The 21,083-nt window shown below is 38.7% G+C and carries 17 protein-coding genes; 11 read left to right on the top strand and 6 right to left on the bottom strand.

Features of this window, described 5'->3' with window-relative positions:
- Positions 1-1,119, bottom strand: coding sequence for a radical SAM family heme chaperone HemW (gene hemW, locus AC1EK4_RS01815; RefSeq protein ID WP_480356797.1), 1,119 nt, complete (start codon positions 1,117-1,119; stop codon positions 1-3).
- Between the two features lie 170 nt (positions 1,120-1,289).
- Here hemW and AC1EK4_RS01810 point away from each other — a divergent pair, with 170 nt between their 5' ends.
- From AC1EK4_RS01810 to AC1EK4_RS01770, 9 genes are all read left to right on the top strand, one after another.
- Complete coding sequence (locus AC1EK4_RS01810; protein ID WP_036900090.1) at positions 1,290-3,455, top strand: elongation factor G; 2,166 nt, start codon at positions 1,290-1,292, stop codon at positions 3,453-3,455.
- 173 nt (positions 3,456-3,628) lie between these two features.
- Positions 3,629-5,188, top strand: a complete 1,560-nt coding sequence (locus AC1EK4_RS01805; RefSeq protein ID WP_036900092.1) for a sensor histidine kinase — start codon at positions 3,629-3,631, stop codon at positions 5,186-5,188.
- Positions 5,189-5,224: 36 nt separating this feature from the next.
- On the top strand, positions 5,225-5,923 hold the full coding sequence (gene rprY, locus AC1EK4_RS01800) for a response regulator transcription factor RprY (RefSeq protein ID WP_036900095.1): 699 nt from the start codon (positions 5,225-5,227) through the stop codon (positions 5,921-5,923).
- Between the two features lie 313 nt (positions 5,924-6,236).
- The gene (locus AC1EK4_RS01795; RefSeq protein WP_156958406.1) at positions 6,237-6,629 is read left to right on the top strand and encodes an HU family DNA-binding protein; all 393 of its coding nucleotides are present in this window, start codon (positions 6,237-6,239) and stop codon (positions 6,627-6,629) included.
- A 310-nt stretch (positions 6,630-6,939) separates the two neighbouring features.
- Positions 6,940-7,284 (top strand): 30S ribosomal protein S6, encoded by a 345-nt coding sequence (gene rpsF / locus AC1EK4_RS01790; protein WP_036900103.1) that lies wholly within the window; start codon positions 6,940-6,942, stop codon positions 7,282-7,284.
- 2 nt (positions 7,285-7,286) lie between these two features.
- Positions 7,287-7,556: a 30S ribosomal protein S18 gene (rpsR, locus tag AC1EK4_RS01785; protein ID WP_036900107.1), complete on the top strand. Its 270-nt coding sequence runs from the start codon at positions 7,287-7,289 to the stop codon at positions 7,554-7,556.
- Positions 7,557-7,575: 19 nt separating this feature from the next.
- The gene (rplI, locus tag AC1EK4_RS01780; RefSeq protein WP_036900109.1) at positions 7,576-8,097 is read left to right on the top strand and encodes a 50S ribosomal protein L9; all 522 of its coding nucleotides are present in this window, start codon (positions 7,576-7,578) and stop codon (positions 8,095-8,097) included.
- A 127-nt stretch (positions 8,098-8,224) separates the two neighbouring features.
- Positions 8,225-9,115 carry an ACP S-malonyltransferase gene (gene fabD, locus AC1EK4_RS01775; RefSeq protein ID WP_036900112.1) on the top strand — a complete coding sequence of 297 codons (891 nt, stop codon included), beginning with the start codon at positions 8,225-8,227 and terminating at the stop codon, positions 9,113-9,115.
- Positions 9,115-11,262 (top strand): alpha-amylase family glycosyl hydrolase, encoded by a 2,148-nt coding sequence (locus AC1EK4_RS01770; RefSeq protein ID WP_480356795.1) that lies wholly within the window; start codon positions 9,115-9,117, stop codon positions 11,260-11,262. Before fabD ends, AC1EK4_RS01770 begins: the two co-directional genes overlap by 1 nt.
- 48 nt (positions 11,263-11,310) lie before the next feature.
- Here AC1EK4_RS01770 and AC1EK4_RS01765 read toward each other — a convergent pair whose 3' ends face one another.
- The 4 genes from AC1EK4_RS01765 to radA form a co-directional block, all read right to left on the bottom strand.
- On the bottom strand, positions 11,311-12,885 hold the full coding sequence (locus AC1EK4_RS01765; protein ID WP_036900114.1) for an Rne/Rng family ribonuclease: 1,575 nt from the start codon (positions 12,883-12,885) through the stop codon (positions 11,311-11,313).
- A 271-nt stretch (positions 12,886-13,156) separates the two neighbouring features.
- On the bottom strand, positions 13,157-13,438 hold the full coding sequence (locus tag AC1EK4_RS01760) for an HU family DNA-binding protein (protein WP_036900116.1): 282 nt from the start codon (positions 13,436-13,438) through the stop codon (positions 13,157-13,159).
- A 220-nt stretch (positions 13,439-13,658) separates the two neighbouring features.
- Positions 13,659-14,315, bottom strand: coding sequence for a 7-cyano-7-deazaguanine synthase QueC (gene queC / locus AC1EK4_RS01755; protein WP_036900119.1), 657 nt, complete (start codon positions 14,313-14,315; stop codon positions 13,659-13,661).
- A gap of 21 nt (positions 14,316-14,336) precedes the next feature.
- Positions 14,337-15,725: a DNA repair protein RadA gene (gene radA, locus AC1EK4_RS01750; protein WP_062433837.1), complete on the bottom strand. Its 1,389-nt coding sequence runs from the start codon at positions 15,723-15,725 to the stop codon at positions 14,337-14,339.
- A gap of 115 nt (positions 15,726-15,840) precedes the next feature.
- Here radA and AC1EK4_RS01745 point away from each other — a divergent pair, with 115 nt between their 5' ends.
- Positions 15,841-16,746 (top strand): ABC transporter substrate-binding protein, encoded by a 906-nt coding sequence (locus tag AC1EK4_RS01745; protein WP_036900124.1) that lies wholly within the window; start codon positions 15,841-15,843, stop codon positions 16,744-16,746.
- A gap of 3 nt (positions 16,747-16,749) precedes the next feature.
- A complete protein-coding gene (locus AC1EK4_RS01740; RefSeq protein ID WP_062433834.1) occupies positions 16,750-18,936 on the top strand; it encodes a tetratricopeptide repeat protein in 2,187 nt (728 codons plus the stop codon).
- 103 nt (positions 18,937-19,039) lie between these two features.
- Here the strand turns inward: AC1EK4_RS01740 and rho are convergent, their stop codons facing one another.
- Positions 19,040-21,049, bottom strand: a complete 2,010-nt coding sequence (gene rho / locus AC1EK4_RS01735) for a transcription termination factor Rho (RefSeq protein ID WP_480356793.1) — start codon at positions 21,047-21,049, stop codon at positions 19,040-19,042.
- Between the last annotated feature and the right edge of the window lie 34 nt (positions 21,050-21,083).

Raw genomic sequence — 21,083 nt, 5'->3', positions numbered from 1 at the left:
TTAGATATAGATTAAATCGCTCATGATGTCGTCGCTGATATAAAGTCCCTTTTTAGTTAAGGATAGATGCTCATCCTCAATCACCATGTTGTTGTTTTGTAGATGTTGATGAGCATTATTCATTAGATATTGATATAATGATGAGCCATAATGTCGCTTCATATCGGTAAGATTGATGCCTTCTTTAGTTCGTAATGCTGTGGTAATCAAATCATTGTATCTTGTATGTGAATCTAAAGTTTCTTGCTCGTAAGCCAATCTTCCACTTTCAATGGTTTGGATATATGTGGTAAGGTTGCTTGGATTCCACATTCTATGTGTCTTGTTGTAAGAGTGGGCGGATGCGCCTAGCCCGATGTAAGGCACTTCATGCCAGTAGCTACTATTATGTTTGCTTCGGAATCCCGGTCGTGCGAAGTTGCTTATCTCATATTGTTCGTATCCTGATTTCTCTAGTTTATCAATTAATAGATTGTACATTGATAAACTTGTTTCCTCATCTATTTCATGGATTTTGCCTTGTTTTAAGAGTTGGTAGAGTTGTGTGCCTTCTTCATACATCAAGCTATAGGCTGATATATGTTCCACATTTAAGGAGAGAGCTGAGTCAATATCAATTTCCCAATCGGCAATAGTCTCTTCTGGAAATCCAAATATTAAGTCTATACTAATATTCTGTATGCCATGATTCCGAAGTGTTTCCACCGCTTCCATAGCCTGCTTTGATGTATGTCTGCGATGTAGGAAAGACAGTCTTTTATCTGAAAAACTTTGCACTCCCATACTAATCCTATTGACAGGTAGTCTTGTTAATAATGTAGTAAAATCTTCAGTAACATCATCTGGATTGCATTCGAGTGTTACTTCGGCATCTTTTCTCACATTATATATATTATATATAGATTTGAAAAGAGCTACTAGATTTTGAGAAGACAATTGACTTGGAGTGCCACCACCTATATATATAGTGTCAATGATATTCGCGTGTTTGCGTAGATTCATCTCTTCCGTAACAGCATGTATGTATCGATTCATCATATTGTTGTTGGTTGTACTGAAGAAACCACAATAAATGCACCGGCTTGCACAAAAGGGAATATGTATATAGAGTCCTGCCATAAATCTATGCAAAAATACTAATATGTTTTAAAACTTACATCCTTTTCGTGATTTTGTTTTGTTTGTTAGAATAAATATTCCTAACTTTATGGCCAAGTCAAAGGTGATGTATAGAATGATTGTCACCTCTACCATGAACAAAATATTACTAACACTTTAAATCTTTTGATATGAGAGTTTATCAGACAAACGAAATTAAGAACATTGCGTTACTTGGCAGTGCGGGTAGCGGCAAGACAACTCTTGCCGAAAGTATGTTATTTGAAGCCGGTATTATCAAACGTCGCGGAAGTGTTGATGCTAAAAATACCGTCAGTGATTATTTTCCTGTTGAATTGGAATATGGGTATTCGGTCTTCCCAACAGTATTTCATACGGAATGGAATAACAAAAAACTGAATATTATAGACTGTCCGGGTAGTGATGATTTTGTTGGAGGTGCAATTACATCTTTAAATGTTACCGACTTAGCTTTGATGCTTATTAATGGTCAATATGGTCCAGAAGTCGGTACACAAAATAATTTCCGGTATACAGATAAGTTGAAGAAACCGGTAATTTTCTTAGTTAATCAACTAGATTCTGATAAATGTGACTTTGATGCCATCCTAACTTCGATGAGGGATATCTATGGTTCTAAGTGTGTACAAATACAATATCCCTTACAGACTGGTACAGGTTTTAATTCATTGATAGATGTTCTGTTGATGAAGAAATATACATGGAAGCCTGATGGAGGACAACCTACAATAGAAGAGATTCCTGCTGAAGAGATGGATAAAGCCATGGAACTCCATAAGGCATTGGTAGAAGCTGCTGCAGAGAATGATGAGAACTTGATGGAAAAGTTCTTTGAATCTGAGACTCTTTCTGAAGATGAGTTGAGAGAAGGTATTCGTAAAGGTCTGATAACTCGTAGTCTGTTCCCTGTTTTCTGCGTGTGTGCAGGTAAAGATATGGGTGTTCGTCGTTTGATGGAGTTCTTAGCAAATGTTGTTCCTTTCGTCAATGAGATGCCAAAATTACACAATACGAGAGGTGAAGAAGTTGCTCCGGATAGCAATGGCCCTGCTAGTTTGTATTTCTTTAAGACCGGTGTAGAACCTCATATTGGTGAAGTGAGCTATTTTAAAGTGATGAGTGGCTCGGTAAAAGCGGGTGATGATTTAATTAATGCAGACCGTGGAAGCCGCGAACGTATAGGACAACTTTATGCATGTGCAGGTGCAAATCGTATTGCGGTAGACCAAATGCATGCTGGAGATATTGGGTGTACCGTCAAATTAAAAGATGTAAAGACTGGTAATGCTTTGAATGGAAAGGATTGTGAATGGAGATATGACTTCATTAAATATCCTAACTCAAAATATTCTAGAGCTGTTAAGGCTGTTAATGCACAAGATACCGAAAAGTTAATGGCAGCTATCTTGAAGATGCATCAAGAAGATCCTACTTGGGTACTTGAACAGAGTAAGGAACTTAGACAGACAATCGTGCATGGTCAGGGTGAATTCCATCTTCGTACATTGAAGTGGAGATTAGAGAATAACGAGAAGCTTCAGGTGCAGTTTGGTGAGCCTAGAATTCCTTATCGCGAAACCATTACCAAAGCGGCAAAGGCTGAGTATCGTCATAAGAAACAAAGTGGTGGTGCCGGACAGTTCGGAGAAGTTCATCTCATCGTAGAACCTTATGCAGAAGGAATGCCTGATCCTACGACTTATAAGTTTAATGGGCAGGAGTTCAAGATGAATATTAAAGGTAAGGAAGTCATTGATTTGGAGTGGGGTGGTAAACTCGTATTTATCAATTCTGTTGTAGGTGGTGCTATTGATGCACGCTTTATGCCTGCTATCCTGAAGGGTATTATGGATTGTATGGAGCATGGACCATTAACAGGAAGCTATGCACGAGACGTACGTGTAGTAGTCTATGATGGCAAGATGCACCCGGTAGACTCTAATGAACTTTCATTTATGTTGGCAGCTCGCCATGCTTTCTCAGACGCATTTAAGGTTGCCGGTCCTAAGATTTTGGAGCCTATATGCGACTTAGAGGTCTTTGTTCCAGCTGATTTCTTAGGTGATGTCATGAGCGATTTGCAAGGAAGGCGTGCCATGATCATGGGTATGGATAGCGAAGCAGGTTATCAGAAGCTGCAGGCTAAGATTCCACAGAAAGAATTAGCCAACTATAGTATCTCGCTAAGTTCGCTGACTGGTGGTCGTGCTTCGTTCACTACGAAGTTTGCTAGTTACGAACTTGTTCCGAATGAAATACAACAAACGTTGATAAAAGAGCACGAAGCAGAAATGGCTGCAGACGCTAATGATTAATAATATAATAACTTTTATGGCAGAGAGGAAGCATACGGAATATGCTTCCTCTTTTTTTGATATATATTTATATATGTAACTATAGAAGTGTATATTGGTTAATATAGCTGAAATAAGTACTGTTTGTTAACGATTCAATGTTAATATAGAATATAAGATTTATCTTTGCGATTATGAAGAAAAGAACGATTTGGACAATTGCAATAATCATGGGGTTCTCCTTTTTAGGGCTACTCTTTTTGCAATTGAGCTACATACAGCAGATGGCTAATATGAAAAAGGAGCAGTTTGACGAGTCTGTCAATCGTGCTTTATATCAGGCATCGCGGAATTTAGAGTTGAATGAGACGCAAAGGTATCTTGAGAAAGACGTCAATGAAACGGAGCGTAATGCATTTAAACGCGATTCTGTAGGGACGCGTTCAGGTAATCCGGACGGGACGATACAACATTCTCGCCAATTCTCGGTTACAGGGAAAGATGGTAAGGTCTATTCTTCGTTTACAATGAAGACTTTGGAGACCCAACCAGCAAAGATGCCTAAAGCTATGATTCTTAAGAATGATAAGAATTCCATATCAGAGGTTTCTAAGAGTTTCCAAGAGATAATCCGTAATCGGTATGTGTACCAGAGGGCTTTGTTGGATGAAGTTGTATACTCTATATTATACTCAGCATCTGATAAACCGTTGAATGAGCGCATCAATTTCAAGCAACTTGACCAAGACTTGAAAGCCGAATTGATGAATAATGGTATTAATATCCCGTACCATTTTACAGTCTCTACCCAAGACGGCCGTGAAGTGTATCGTTGTCCGGATTTCACAGACGATGGAGAAGAATATTCTTATTCGCAAGTTTTATTCCGTAACGATCCACAGTCGAAGATGGGAGTTGTGAGGATTCATTTCCCCGAAATGCATGATTATATCTTTTCCGGAATCAGGTTTATGATACCGAGTATCATCTTTACGTTTGTGTTGTTGATTACATTTATATTTACTATTGTCATCATCTTCCGACAGAAACGATATACGGAGATAAAGAATGATTTTATCAATAATATGACGCATGAACTCAAGACACCTATTGCCAGTATCTCTCTTGCGGCACAGATGATGAATGATAAGTCGGTAACCAAGAGTCCGACAATGATGGAACACTTGGGAGGTGTCATCAATGATGAGTCGAAACGGCTTCGTTTCTTGGTAGAGAAAGTACTTCAGATGTCGATGTTCGATCGAAAGAAGGCTGTATTCAAGAAGAAAAAGCTAGATTTAAATGAAATGGTTGAGAATATCGCAAACTCTTTCTCCTTGCGTGTTGAGCATACTGGAGGAAAGGTATATACTGATATTGAAGCGGTAGATTCTAGTATCTATGTCGATGAAATGCATTTCCAAAATGTTATTTTCAATTTGCTAGATAATGCAGTCAAGTATTGTAAGCCGGAACAACCACTAGATGTTTATCTGAAAACATGGAATGATGATCAAAATTTGTACTTGTCGGTAAGAGATACCGGACTGGGTATTAAGAAAGAGAATATGAAGAAGATCTTTGAGAAGTTCTATCGAGTTCATACAGGGAATGTCCATGATGTCAAAGGTTTTGGCTTAGGACTTGCTTATGTGAAGAAGATTGTGGACTTACATAAAGGAGAAATTCATGTTGAAAGCGAGTATAGAGTAGGGACAACCTTCACTATTAAATTGCCAGTGAGTAAAGATTAGAAATAAAATATTATAAACCAATAAAAGTATAAAACTATGGATGAGAAATTAAAAATTCTACTTTGCGAAGATGATGAGAACTTAGGTATGTTGCTTCGTGAATATCTGCAAGCTAAAGGATATGCTGCAACATTGTGTCCGGATGGAGATGCTGGCTATAAAGAATTCTTGAAGAATAAGTTTGATATCTGTGTGTTGGATGTCATGATGCCTAAGAAAGATGGATTTACGCTGGCTCAAGAGATTCGTCAGGCCAATGCTGAAATTCCAATCATCTTCTTGACAGCCAAGACATTGAAAGATGATATCTTGGAAGGCTTTAAGATCGGTGCCGATGATTATATCACCAAACCATTCTCTATGGAAGAGTTGGTGTTCCGTGTAGAAGCAATCTTGCGCCGTGTTCGTGGCAAGAAAAATAAAGAAAGTACGCTTTACCATATTGGTCGCTTCACTTTTGATACTCAAAAGCAGTTGTTGGTCATCGGTGACAAGCAGACTAAGTTGACAACAAAGGAAAATGAATTGTTGGCTTTGCTTTGTTCTCATGCTAACGAAATCCTACAGAGAGACTTTGCCCTCAAGACAATATGGATTGATGATAATTATTTCAACGCGCGTTCGATGGATGTATATATCACTAAATTGAGAAAGCATTTGAAGGATGATGACCAGATTGAAATCATCAACATCCACGGTAAGGGATATAAACTGATTACTCCTGAAGAAGAATAAACTTCATGCGTGTATCGCATAATGTATCGCATTCATCCTTGTAGGTGTAGACTTAAATGACTAATTTCGCAGTGTTGAATAGCTGTAAAGCCGTCGAATGACTACACTCAGGATAACATACCGCAGAAACCCGGGTCTGAACATGTTTCAGACCCGGGTTTATTGATGGTTTATACCGGGGAGTAGAAAGGGCAATATAGGCTGTCTTCAATGATGAAAGAGCTGATTTTGGTGGCAAAAATAGCCTTGATAAGAGAACAAAGGCTGTACTTTGGTAAGTGAAAAATATGTTGAATCGAAATATAAAAGGATAATGGATAATTTTGTGGGAAGCCGTATGTATCGTGTGAAAGAACAATTCTTTGAAGAAGATGGAGTTTTAAAGAAAAAGTATTATGCGATGCCCTATGAGCGAGAGACCCTTCATGTGCCTGAATTATTGGATAGAATGGGTGTCGGTGTGGCGCGTAGGGTAGATATTCTTTATGGATGGAATTGTATGGTCGCAGCCATTCAAGAGGCCTTAGAGCGTGGATATGCAGTCTCTATGGACGGGTTGGGACGCTTATCAGTATCTTGTTCCAGTAATCCGGTAGATAAGGCAAATGATGTTACTCCATCTACCGTGAGAGCCAAACGAATAGTGTTCAAGGCTGACAAACGCTTGCGTGAAGTACTGCTCAATGCTAAATTTGTAAAAGTTTAGTCGATTGACAAGTGTGTTAGTATTTGCTCTTTTTTTTCAAATTGTAGATATAGAAAGCTGTACCCGAGAGTTCTATTATTAATGCGAGAAATAGTAAAACCGAATATTTGGTCAAGTCGAATATAAATAGGGCTATAAGCAATATTACACCAGCATACATAAGCGGTAGTGCTACCTTGTTGATAAGATTCTTAACCATATATATTGTTTTGTGGGCAAAAATAGAAATAATATTTGGTTTGGTCAAAAAAAAAGAGTACCTTTGCACCGCATTTTGCAAAATAACAAATAATTATTAATTAAAAGTATTATGAATCGATACGAAACCGTTTTCATTTTGACTCCCGTTTTGTCTGATGAACAGATGAAGGAAACGGTCGCTAAGTTCAAGAAACTTCTTACCGATAATGGTGCAGAGATTCTGAATGAAGAGGCTTGGGGATTGAAGAAGATGGCTTATGCTATTGAAAAGAAATCAACAGGCTTCTATTGTCTGCTTGAGTTCAATGCAGAGCCAACTATTGTCGACACTCTTGAGACAGGCTATCGCCGTGACGAGAAGGTAATCCGTTTCATCACAGTTAAGCTTGATAAGTATGCTGCAGAGTATGCTGAGAAGAGAAAACAGAAATACGCTAAAAAAGTGGAGGCTTAATCATGGCAGAACAGAAATCAGAAATCCGTTATTTGACAGCTCCTTCTATCGACACAAAGAAGAAGAAGTATTGCCGTTTCAAGAAGAGCGGTATTAAGTATATTGACTACAAAGACCCTGAATTCCTTAAGAAATTCCTAAACGAGCAGGGAAAAATCCTTCCTCGTCGTATTACCGGAACATCATTGAAGTATCAGCGTCGTGTAGCTCAAGCTATTAAGCGTGCTCGCCAGATTGCACTACTTCCTTATGTAACCGATTTGATGAAGTAATTTAAGGAGGAATACAATTATGGAGATTATACTGAAAGAAGATATTATCGGACTTGGATACAAGAACGATATTGTAAATGTAAAGAGTGGTTATGGTCGCAACTATCTTATTCCACAAGGAAAAGGTGTTGTAGCTTCTGCATCAGCTAAGAAAATTTTGGCTGAAAACTTGAAGCAGCAGGCTCATAAATTGGCAGCTTTGAAAGCTGAAGCTGAGAAGAAGGCTGAAGCACTGAAAGATGTGGCTTTGGTTATTTCTGCTAAGGTGTCTGCTACCGGTGTAACTTATGGTTCTGTAACAGCTGCTACAGTTGCTGAAGAACTCGCTAAGCAAGGTATTGAGGTAGATCGTAAGATTATCACAATGCATGATATTAAGAAAGTTGGCGATTTTGAAGCTACTGTTCACTTCCATAAAGAAGTTGAAGTAAAACTGCCTGTTAAGGTCGTAGCAGAAAATGCTCCAGCTCCTCAGGTAGAGGAGGTTGCTGCTCCAGTAATGGAGGAAGCTAAGGCTCCTGAAGCAGAGATTGCAGAATAATATTGATTCGCGAATGATTGCACTGTAAAGCAAATCTAAATAAAATCCCTTTTGTCGGTCATAGACAATTGGGATTTTTTTTGTATCTTTGCGTAAATAAAATTTATATCATAAAAATTAATTAGTAATGAAAGCATTCGTATTTCCTGGACAAGGTTCCCAGTTTGTAGGTATGGGTAAAGACCTATACGATACTAACCCTCTAGCTAAGGAATTGTTTGATAAAGCAGATGAAATCTTAGGATTTAAGATTACAGATATCATGTTCGCCGGTACCGACGAGCAGTTGAAGGAAACCAAGGTTACCCAACCTGTTGTTTTCTTGCACAGTGTGATTTCAGCTCTGTGCTTGGGTGATGATTTTAAGCCCGAAATGGTTGCCGGACATTCACTTGGTGAATTCTCTGCTTTAGTAGCATCAGGTGCTTTGAGCTTTGAAGATGGTCTACGTTTAGTTCACACTCGTGCGCTTGCTATGCAAAAAGCCTGTGAAGCTAATCCCGGTACCATGGCTGCTATCATTGGTCTAGCTGATGAGAAGGTAGAAGAAGTGTGCAAGGAAGTAAGTACAGAAGGTGATATTGTGATTCCTGCTAATTACAATTGTCCCGGCCAGCTTGTTATTTCCGGAAATACAGAAGCTATCAATCGTGCTTGTGAGGCATTGAAGGCTGCCGGAGCGAAACGTGCGCTTCCTTTGAAGGTTGGTGGCGCTTTCCACTCGCCACTGATGAAGTCTGCCAAGGAAGAGCTACAGTCTGCTATAGAAAAAACTTCATTCTCTACACCTAAATGTCCTGTATATCAGAATGTTGATGCCAAGCCTTATACTTCTCCTGAAGATATTAAAAATAACTTGATAGCTCAGTTGACCAGCCCTGTAAGATGGACTGCTTCTGTTCAGAATATGATTTCTGATGGCGCTACAGATTTTACTGAATGTGGACCGGGCAAGGCTTTGCAAGGTATGATAGGTCGCATAGATAAGAATGTTACTGCACACGGTATCGCGGAGTAATGAGCCAAAAGATTTTTATTTATCAAGTATTACCAAGATTATTCGGCAATCGTAATGTTACTCGTAAAGAGAACGGCACGATTGCCGAAAATGGTTGTGGCAAGTTTGAGGATTTCGATGAAGATACGTTGGCTCGAATACAAGCAATGGGATTTACTCATGTCTGGTATACCGGAATCATAAGGCATGCTACAACTACAGATTATAGTGCCTATGGGATTCCTAGACAGCATCCTGCTATTGTAAAGGGTAAAGCTGGTTCGCCTTATGCTATTACCGATTATTATGATGTGGATCCAGATTTGGCAGAAAATGTGGATGCTCGTATGGCAGAGTGGGAGAGCCTGATAGCCCGTACACATGCGGTTGGGATGAAGGTAATTATGGATTTTGTTCCAAATCATGTTGCTAGACAATATAAATCAATTTGTAAACCGGATGGTGTAAGAGACCTTGGAGAGGATGATGATACAGGAATGGGGTTCTCTGTTTCAAATAATTTCTATTATTGTGTAGGACAATCTTTTGAACCGTCTATAGATTTAGTGGCAGAAGCGGAGAGCCCTTATCAGGAGTTTCCTGCAAAAGCTACAGGCAATGACCGCTTTGATGCCCATCCCGGGTGCAATGATTGGTACGAGACGATTAAACTAAATTATGGTATAGACTATTGCGATGCTGGGGGGAGAAGCTATCATTTTAACCCCATACCAAGTACTTGGCAAAAGATGACAGATATCTTATTGTTCTGGGCATCAAAGGGAGTTGATGGATTTAGATGTGATATGGCAGAAATGGTTCCCGCAGCATTTTGGTCTTATGCCACTAATATAGTAAAAGAACGATATCAGCATCTTGTTTTTATAGGAGAGGTATATGATACTAATCAGTATAGACAATATGTCGGTAGCGGTTTTGACTACCTGTACGATAAGGTGGGCATGTATGATTGTGTCAGAGATGTGATATGCGGGCGCCGTCCAGCTGCCTCTATAACTTATCAATGGCAATATTGTGATGATATATTTGACCACATGCTCTATTTCTTGGAGAACCATGATGAACAGCGCATAGCAAGCGATTTCTTTTGTGGAGATGGATATAAGGCTATTCCGGGAGTTCTTACTTGCGCCTTGATGCAAAGAAATCCATTCATGGTATATAGTGGACAAGAGTTTGGGGAATATGGAATGGATAAAGAAGGATTTAGTGGTGTCGATGGGCGAACAACAATTTTTGATTATTGGTCTCCTCGTTCTCTTGCAGAGAAATGTAACCTTCCAGCTTATCATCAAGAAGAAAAGGCATTGGCACAATATTATCAGCAGATTCTTAGTATGGCTAATCGGGAGAGGATTTTCTACGATGGGCTTTTCTATGATTTGATGAGTGCTAATCCTGCATCAGACAATTTCAATCCTCAAACTCAATATGCTTTTTTACGAAAGGCTGATGATGAAGTTGCTTTTGTGGTAGTTAATTTTTCTCAAGAAAGTGCAACGGCCAATGTAGTTATCCCTAATCATGCATTCGATTTTTTTGCGATGCCTGAGAAGCGTGTGTCGGCAATAGATTTATTGTCCGGAGACGTTGTAGATGTTGAACTGAAGCGAGATGGCATGTTCCCTGTAACTTTGCTTCCATATAGTGGTAGAGTCTTTAAATTTAATATCAAGATGGAAAAAGATTATATTCTTAATGAGCATGGAAAAGATGAGTTTCCACCGGCTCATTCTGCTGAACACCTTTTAAATCAGGTGATGGTGAGGAAATTCCATTGTGGTCGTTCTATAAATGCTCATATAGAAAGGAAGAAGAGCAAAATGACTTTTGAGTTAGCTCAGAAGCCCACTCGACAAGATGAAAAAGAGATTGAACGCGAGATGAATAAGTTGATTGCAGAGGATTTACCTGTAACTTATGAGCTTGTAGAGCGTAGTAAGATATCTGATAGTGCGATGTTAGATCGATTACCAGAATCTGCTGGAAATGTAGTTCGGCTTGTTCGTATCGGAGATTTTGATGTATGTCCGTGTGTGGGTAAGCATGTGCGTTCTACTTCCCAAATTGGTAGGTTTGAATTACTAGGCACGAATTGGGATGAAATGGAACATATATTTCGTATTAGATTCAAAGTGATACAATAATATAAAAGAGAGCCGGATAAGTATTTTACTATCCGGCTCTCTTTATATTTACTTAATTTCAATTTCTTCCTTCATATCTATGAATTGCTTGTTATTATCATAGAATTCGTATTGTAGGAAAGCTAATTTCTGAGAAGGAATGATATGAACTCCAAAGCCATATTTCATTCTCCATTTTAATTTTAGTGATACCGCTCCTTGATTAATAAAAGCTGCTACATAAGGATGGACATGTAGATAGAATTTCTTGATACCAATCTTGTTGACTAGTTTATCTATCTTACCTTCCAATTGGTCAGTGAACAAGATGCTAGATTTAATTTTACCAGTACCATTACATGTTGGACAATTCTCTTCTACATTTACATCCATCGCCGGACGTACGCGTTGTCTGGTAATTTGCATCAAGCCAAACTTGCTGAGTGGAAGAATATTATGTCTGGCTCTGTCCTTTTGCATATTCTTGCACATGCGCTCATATAGCATTTGACGGTCTTCTGCCAGTTTCATGTCTATGAAGTCTACTACGATAATACCTCCCATATCGCGTAGCCTCAATTGGCGTGCTAGTTCATCTGCTGCTCCTAGATTTACATCTAGAGCGTTTTCTTCTTGGCCATTTCCATTCCTAGATCTGTTTCCACTATTAACGTCTACAACATGGAGAGCTTCTGTATGCTCAATAATAAGGTAAGCTCCATGTTTGTAGTTGATAGTTTTACCGAAACCAGATTTTATCTGTTTGGTAACATTAAAATTATCGAAGATTGGAAGTTTGCCAGTATACTTTTTAACGATGCTACTCTTCTCCGGAGCAATGAGTGAGATATAATTTTTTACTTCTTCAAATATCTGGTCATCATTGATGTAGATATTTTCAAAGTCGGGATTAAATAAATCTCTTAGAAGTGCAATGGCTCTACCTTCTTCCTCGTATACAAGCTGTGGACGTTTTTGTGTCTTTTGTACTTTTACTAAAGCATCCTCCCAACGCTTGGTAAGTACCTTCATTTCGGTATCAAGTTCTGCTACGCGTTTGCCTTCTGCTACTGTGCGGACAATTACTCCACAATTTTTAGGCTTGATACTTTGAATTAGTTGCTTTAAGCGTGCACGCTCTTCACCGCTTTTAATTTTTGATGAAACAGAGACCTTATCTCCAAAAGGTATTAATACGATAAAACGTCCTGCAAAAGATAATTCGCCTGTTAGACGAGGACCCTTGGTTGATATTGGTTCTTTAACAATCTGTACGAGAACCTCCTGACCTACAGTAAGGATTTGCTGCACACTACCATCTTTCTTTAAATCAGGTAATCTCTGTGCTTTTGCGTGTGGATATAATTTCTTTCTATCGCTTTCTACCAGTTTGAGATATTTGGCATAAGAATTAAACTGGCTTCCTAAGTCAAGATAATGAAGAAAGGCGTCGCGTTCATAGCCGACATCTACGAAGCATGCATTTAGACCCGGCATGAGCTTTTTTACCTTTGCTACATAAATATTTCCGACAGAGAAAGAAGCCTCTCTAGGTTCGTTCTGATATTCTACTAGACTTTTATCTTCCAGCAGGGCAATCGAGATCGCTTTCTCTTGTGCGTCAATTACAACTTCGCTGGTCATTTTCTTTATTCTTTTAACTTGGATATTCAAAAGTTAGGGACATGTCTAAGTATCTTTTGATAAACATTGACATGTCCCTTCTTTACAAAAGACTTAAGTAAGAAAGCCTTGAAGCTTACTTGCTCTTATGTCTATTCTTACGTAATCTCTTTTTACGTTTGTGTGTTGCCATTTTGTGGCCCTTCTTTTTCTTTCCGTTTGGCATAATTCAAAAATTTAATATTTTAATTGTATGTGTACTATTTAAGTTCCAATATTGTACGTAATAAAATTACTCACTCTTCATTTGTTCAATGAAACTCTTAGCTGGTTTAAAGCTAGGTAAATCGTGAGCCTCAATTGTTATAGTGGTATTTTTCAAAATGTTACGTGCAGTTTTTGCTGCTCTGTGCTTGATTACAAAACTACCAAAGCCACGTAAATATACGTTATCCTTATTATCTAGCAAGCTACTTTTAATCGTACTCATAAAACTCTCAACGACAGTTGATACGTCTTTTTTTGCGATTCCAGTTTGGATGACAATCTCGTTAATAATATCTGCTTTAGTCATTTTTTGTATTTGAAAAATGTTATAATAATCTTCAACGTTTATATTTGGAGTTGCAAATATACTAGTTTTTTAGTTGATATGGAAATTTATTACTACTTTTTTGTGTCCTTTGACAGGTTTTTGCTCCCGAAACTCTCTAATTCTCACCACATTATGAAAATAGGAACAGAAAGTTTGGATTCATTTGCATAGCTAGAGATAGCTGCTTGGCAGGCGCTTGTCAACTGTCTTCGTATAGCGTGGTATCTATGATATCGGCTTCAAGTAAAGCCTCTTTGCGCTCGATGCATGTTCCACATTTACCACAATGTCTTTCATTACCTTTGTAGCAACTCCATGTTTCAGAATAGTCAAGCCCTAATCGTTTCCCTATTTTTGCAATATCACCCTTTGTAATATTTGTATATGGAGCTATAACACTTACATTTATAAATGTTCCAGTGTTAGCTGCAGCGTTGATAGAACTTATAAATTCCGGACGACAATCAGGATATATGGTATGATCGCCGCCATGGTTGGCAATGAATACTTTACTTAAATGGTGGCTTTCAGCAATTCCTATGGCAATAGAAAGCATAATGCCATTTCTAAATGGTACTACGGTTGATTTCATATTATCATCGGAATAATGGCCTTCGGGAATAGCATTACTGCCATCCAAAAGTGAACTCTTGAAGTATTGATGCATGAAATCAAGTTTAATAGTGATATGCTTGATACCTAAGCGCTTACAATGCATCTCTGCGTATGGTATTTCTTTGGCATTGTGGTTACTTCCATAGTCAAAGGAAATACCTAAAGCAATCTCGTCCTTTTTGTCGTATAATAAAGTGATGGAGTCCATACCACCACTTACAATTATCACAGAATCTTTCATAAGTTTTGATCGTAAAAAGAGTTAGCCAAATAGATTACGTAATGCTTCTTCTACTTTTCTAACTGGATGTAGTTGTATATTATACTTGGAGTGGTTGAACCCTTTCAAGTTAAATTGCGGAATAATAATATGAGAGAAGCCTAACTTTTCTGCTTCGGCTACTCGTTGTTCTATTCGATTTACAGGGCGTACTTCGCCACTTAGGCCCACTTCGCCGGCCATACACCAGCCTGTTTCTATAGCGGTGTCTACATTACTTGATAATACGGCAGCAATTATACTCAAGTCCATAGCTAAGTCTGTCACTCGAAGCCCTCCTGCTATATTCAAGAAGACATCTTTTTGCATGAGCTTAAATCCAACTCGTTTTTCTAATACTGCTAAAAGCATGTTTAAACGACGTTGGTCAAAGCCGGTAGCAGTGCGCTGTGGTGTACCATAAGCGGCTGATGATACAAGGGCTTGAGTCTCAACTAGAAATGGGCGAACCCCTTCAATAGCAGATGATATGGCGATACCGGATAATCCTTCATGTTCTTGTGATAATAATAACTCAGAAGGATTGGAAACCTCGCGTAACCCATTTTGCTGCATCTCGTATATTCCTAATTCGGATGTACTTCCAAATCTATTCTTAATACTTCGCAAGATTCTATACATATAATGTTGGTCTCCTTCGAACTGTATCACAGTATCTACAATATGTTCTAGAATCTTTGGACCGGCAAGAGTGCCTTCCTTGTTGATATGCCCAATCAGAATGACAGGAATATTACTAGTCTTTGCAAAGCGCAATAGGGCGGCAGCGCATTCTCGTACTTGGCTAACACTGCCCGGAGAGCTATCGACGTCTTCTGTGGAAATCGTTTGTATGGAGTCAATAATAACAATATCAGGCGCAACATTTTGAACGTGTTGGAAGATATTTTCGAGCGATGTCTCACATAGTATCAATACATTTTCTGGTTGTTTATCGGTTAATCGATCTGCACGCATCTTGAGTTGATGGGCACTTTCTTCTCCACTGACATATAGAATTTTATGATCCGCCATGTGAAGAATGGTTTGTAATGTAAGCGTACTCTTACCTATACCGGGTTCACCACCCAATAAAACCATACTTCCGGCTACTAGTCCTCCTCCTAATACACGATTCAATTCATTGTCACGCATATCAATGCGAGGATCATCTTTGGCAACAATTTGGTGGAGATAAAGTGGGTGGTTTTTATCTGAAACCCCTTTCCTCATAGTCATTGCTGCAGATTTTGCCGCTAAGTTTCCTGTTTCGTTGGCAATTCTAATCTCCTTAAATGTATTCCATTGTCCACAACTAGGACATTTTCCAATCCATTTAGCAGATTCTTGTCCACAATTACTGCATACGTATGCTATCTTATCTTTTGCCATGATGAGCTTTGTTAGTGGTAGACAAAAGTAATAAGTTTTTTCGGTGATACAAAACTTTTTATTAATTTTGCAAGACTCTATATACTGTCGGTAGCATTATGAAAACTAACGTTTTATGAGAATATTCAAGTGTATCATTATATTTACTTCCCTTATCCTGCTTGCGAGTTGTAGCAACTCCCGTGAGGTGAAGAATCGGCGAACTGTCGCCGAGCGTAAAGAGCAGTATCGTTTGGATTCTTTGGCTTTGAAAATAGCTGTTATGCCAACATTAGATTGCCTTCCGCTTTATGTGGCTTATGATGAGGATTTATTTAAGAGTCAAGATGTTGATGTCCGTTTGAGGCAATATTCATCCCAAATGGATTGTGATACGGCTATCATGAGAGGACGTGTAAGGTTATCTGTGACAGATAAGTTGCGAGCTTCTAGGATGATTCGTCAGGGGTTATCATTACAATATTTGACGGAAACAAATGCATATTGGCAATTGTATTCTAATCGAACAGCACGTATCAAACGGTTGAATCAGTTAGGCGATAAGATGTTAGCTATGACTCGTTATTCTGCTACAGACTATTTAACGGATACAGTACTTGATACGGTTAAGACCAAGGCACAAGTTTTTCGTATACAGATTAATGATGTAAATCTTCGATTGAAGATGCTGTTGAATAACGAGATGGATGCCTTATGGTTGCCCGAACCGCAAGCAACGACTGCTCGTATTCATCAAAATCCATTGTTAGCTGATAGTCGTAATAGCCAAGACAACTTTGGGGTATTAGTTTCTCTTAGTAATGTAAATAGGAATTCATACCGTCGAAAGCAGCTTGTGTCTTTTATTAAGGCATATAATATGGCGTGCGATTCCATTAACAAACATGGTTTACAGTATTATTCTTCTATTATTATAAAATATTGTAATACTGATCAACGGACAGTTAATGCTCTACCTAAGTTAATGTATAATAAGGTAGCTCCAGTCACTGTATCCGCTAAATTCGTAAATAAATACTAGTCTATGATTGCTCAACGAGAATTATTAGTTCTTACATACAATGATATTGTTATAAAGGGGAATTTAAGTCAAGCGCTACGACATCTGCTCGAGTTTATACAAAATACCCATCTTACTCGTTTTGAATCGGCTATTGAGGAGATTAGTGAGAGTTATCGACTTATGAAGGATTTCATGCTTCGAGGGTATCAAGACGATAAGAGGGGAGAGGTATACCAATCTTTGTTGCGACGATTATTTCGATTGACATGCAGCGTGGATTTGGAATATCGGGTGTTATCGGCAGGTATTTATGCTGTATGTAAAAATCATAGCTCTCATATTGATACAAATAATGCGCACATACAAAGTAAGTTAGAAGCTTATGTACAAGACTTGGCTATGTTGTCATTAGAAACTGAGGATATTCAAGAAGCACATGAACGCTCTATATATGCGGAGCATCAGCACTATTTAAGTGAACTTTTTGAATATATATTGGTTTCTGATCAATGGACAACACAAGATGTTGAGTTTTGGTCAAGTTTACTGGTCAGTCCAACTGTAGATGTAAATGATGCTTCAGTACTTGTTAGTGCCATCATGTTAGCTGGTGTAACCATATACGATGTTAACAAATTGCTTACATTGATAACTGTTTATTCAGTCACTGTAGATGAGCATTTGCGCCAACGTGCATTGATAGGATGGGTGCTTTCTATGAATGTAAGTCTTAATACCCTTTTCCCAGAGCAGAAAGAACGCTTAGATACGCTGTTTGCTGATTCTCAAACAAGGACAGAACTTATTGCTCTTCAGAAACAAATGGTCTTCTGTAAAGATGCCGAAAGAGATACGGAAGAGATTCAAAGAGATATCATTCCTAATTTAGTCAAGAATAATAATCTCAATATTACTCGCTTTGGAATATCAGAGAAAGATGAAGATCCCATGCAAGCTATCCTTCATCCTGATGCTCAAGACAAAGCTATGGAAGAAATGGAAAATAGCTTTAAGCGTATGATGGATATGCAGAAAGCCGGTTCTGATATCTATTTTGGTGGATTTTCTCAAATGAAGCGTTATCCTTTTTTCCATACACTCAGTAATTGGTTTATACCTTTTATGGAGACGCATCCTGCTCTTGCGGGAGTAAGAGGAAAGCTCAAGGATAGTAATTTCTTATCATTGTTATTTGAGAATGGGCCTTTCTGTGATTCTGATAAGTACTCATTTGCACTAGCTATCTCTTCTATCATTGATAAGATACCTAGCAATATGCGTGAGATGCTTAACAATCAGGAATCGTTAGGAGCCACAATAAACTCTGAAGAGAGACAAAGTGCTGCTTATATTCGTCGTATGTATTTGCAAGATCTATATCGTTTCTTCCGCTTGAACGATATGAGAGCTGATTTCTTCAATATTTTTAGCTTCTCGAATCACCCTTTGGGACAGTCAGGATTTTTTTGTGCGTATGGACAATTACCCCAAGAACAGTTTACAACTGAAATAGTTGAGCTTTGCCAATTCCTGTTGCAGCGAAAGCATTATGACTATTTGCAAGAGTTGTTTAAGCGTTATCCCGGAATAGACGATATATCTTACTTACGTATACGAGCAGCTGTAGCCATGCATTCTAAGAATTATTATATGGCAGAAAGTTTGTTTGAGAATGTCTTATCAAAAGAACCGAATGATGAGAATGCAATGAAGGGATTGGCACAAGCCTATTTTCATAATGAGAATTTTGAAGAAGCTGAGTTGTTATATGAAAGGTTGAGCTTGATATATCCTGATAATAGACGTTATCAATTAAACCAATCCATCTCCATGATGAACCAAGGTAAGCTAGAAGATGGCCTGAATATATTGTATAAACAAAACTATAATTATCCTCAAGATCGTAACATATTACGAGCATTGGCATGGGGATTAATGGCTAATGCAAAGGCAGAGAAGGCAGAGAAAATCTATGATGAGTTGCTACTTTCCGGTAGTACTGTCCCTGCGGATTATTTGAATGGGGGATACTGCAAGTGGTTTTTAAATAATGTGAGTGAGGCTGTGATTCTTCTTAAGACCTTTATGGAAAAATCAAAGTCGTTTCAATCGTTATCAGATGCGTTTACCAATGATCATATTCTTTTGGAAGCTAATTGCATTACGCGTATTGATGAGAATATTATGTGTGATTTAGTAAACGAATAAACGAGCTTTTTAAATATTTCTAGTTCCACAAATTGGGCAGAATTTAAAATACCGACTACTAGGTAAGGAGTAGTCGGTATTTTCTTTATATAGACTCGTATCTTTATGAGTTCATACTCAACAAGAACTCTTCATTGTTGCGAGTGCGCATCATACTGGTATGTATTGTATTCATAGCTTCTATCGGATTCATGTCGCTAATGTACTTACGGAGAATCCACATGCGGTCAAGTGTTGTCTTATCTTGTAGTAAATCGTCTCGACGTGTACTAGAAGCAACCAAGTTAACAGCAGGGAATATTCGCTTATTAGACAAAGAACGATCGAGCTGCAATTCCATATTACCAGTACCTTTGAACTCCTCAAAGATGACTTCGTCCATCTTGCTGCCTGTATCAATGAGCGCTGTTGCAATGATAGTGAGCGATCCGCCTCCTTCTATATTACGTGCTGCTCCAAAGAAACGTTTTGGTTTCTGCAAGGCATTAGCGTCTACACCACCTGTCAAGACCTTACCTGAAGCAGGACTAACCGTATTATAAGCGCGAGCAAGACGTGTAATTGAGTCTAAGAAGATTACTACATCGTGTCCACATTCTACCATTCGTTTTGCTTTTTCCAATACGATGCCAGCAATTTTGACATGACGTTCAGCAGGTTCGTCAAATGTTGAAGCTATAACTTCCGCATTGACGGTGCGTGCCATGTCTGTAACTTCTTCCGGACGCTCGTCTATGAGCAACATCATCAGATAAGCTTCCGGGTGATTTGCGGCGATAGCATTTGCTATATCTTTCATCAAGATGGTTTTACCGGTTTTGGGCTGTGCGACGATGAGTGCACGTTGGCCTTTACCGATAGGGGAGAACAAGTCTACAACACGAGTTGAGAGATTTGTTGTTTGGGAATCGCCACAAAGTGTAAATTTCTCCTCAGGGAATAAAGGAGTAAGGTGTTCGAATGGAATCCTATCTCTGATTTCTGCAGGGTTGCGACCGTTGATTTTATCAATACTTGTCAGTGGAAAGTATTTTTCTCCATCGTGTGGTGGTCGAACACGGCACTGGATAACATCACCGGTCTTTAAACCGTAACGTTTTACTTGATTGCTAGCAATATATACATCATCGGGTGATGATAAATAATTGTAATCGCTTGAACGTAAAAAACCATACCCATCGGGCATTACTTCCAAGACACCGTTGGCTGTGATAATATCAGAGAAATCATAAGCAGGGAGATTATTCAACACAGGGGCTTGATAAGCTGGAGCCGGAGTCATGATTGGAGTTGTAGGATTGTCAAACATGTCATAGTTTGGGACAGCTCCTTGGTCTTCGATTGGTAAATCTACCTTAATGATGAAGTCAGTTCCATCTGCGGGATCCCCTTCCCAAATCTCATCGGAAGTTGGAGTTAGGTTTGCTTCGTTTTCTCTATTATGATCATTTATTTTGGCTTGCAGTTGAGCAAGAAGGTTACTATCCTCTTCCTCAGTTTGCGTTCCGTCTCCAGATGCGAATTGTGCTTCAGGTACAATGTCTTCTTCTACGGCTATAGGCTCATTGGTAGGTTCTTCCGTAAGAGTCGTTTCTTGAGTTTGTTCCGTATTTGTTTCTTGCTCAGTATTATCTGAGTCAGTTTCTGAATCTGTCTTAGTTACAGCTGTATTCTCCTCTGAAGCTTCTTGTTCTAGCTGAGCTTTAAGAGCAGCTTCTTCTGCTTCTTTTTCCTTTTTAGTCTTACGTTTACGCTTTGGAGCTGCTTCTAGTGGGGTAGAAGAAACCTCTGTTACGGGAACTTCTCCCATAACTTCCTCTTTGAATAGTGGCTGTGGTTCGATAGCTGCTTTGTTTTTCTTGACATCAAGATTCTCTCCGTCTTTGCCATTGACGGTATAAACATGGTCTGTGTCCTTCTTTGCAATGCGTGTTCGGCGACGTTTAGTTGTGCTTAAAGGATTTTTATTACCCTCAACGACAGCTTGTTTGTCTAAAATGGCATATATGATATCTTCCGCATTGGCTTGTCCAGAATATTCTGCACCTACTTCCTTTGCAATGTCTTCAAGCTCATTAGCGCTTTTAGACAATAGTTCATCTTTACTATACATATATGTATATGAAAATATTTGATTGAAATGAAAA

This window comes from Prevotella sp. C0026C3, from assembly GCF_056590795.1.
This window is presented reverse-complemented; position numbering and strand designations above follow the sequence as displayed.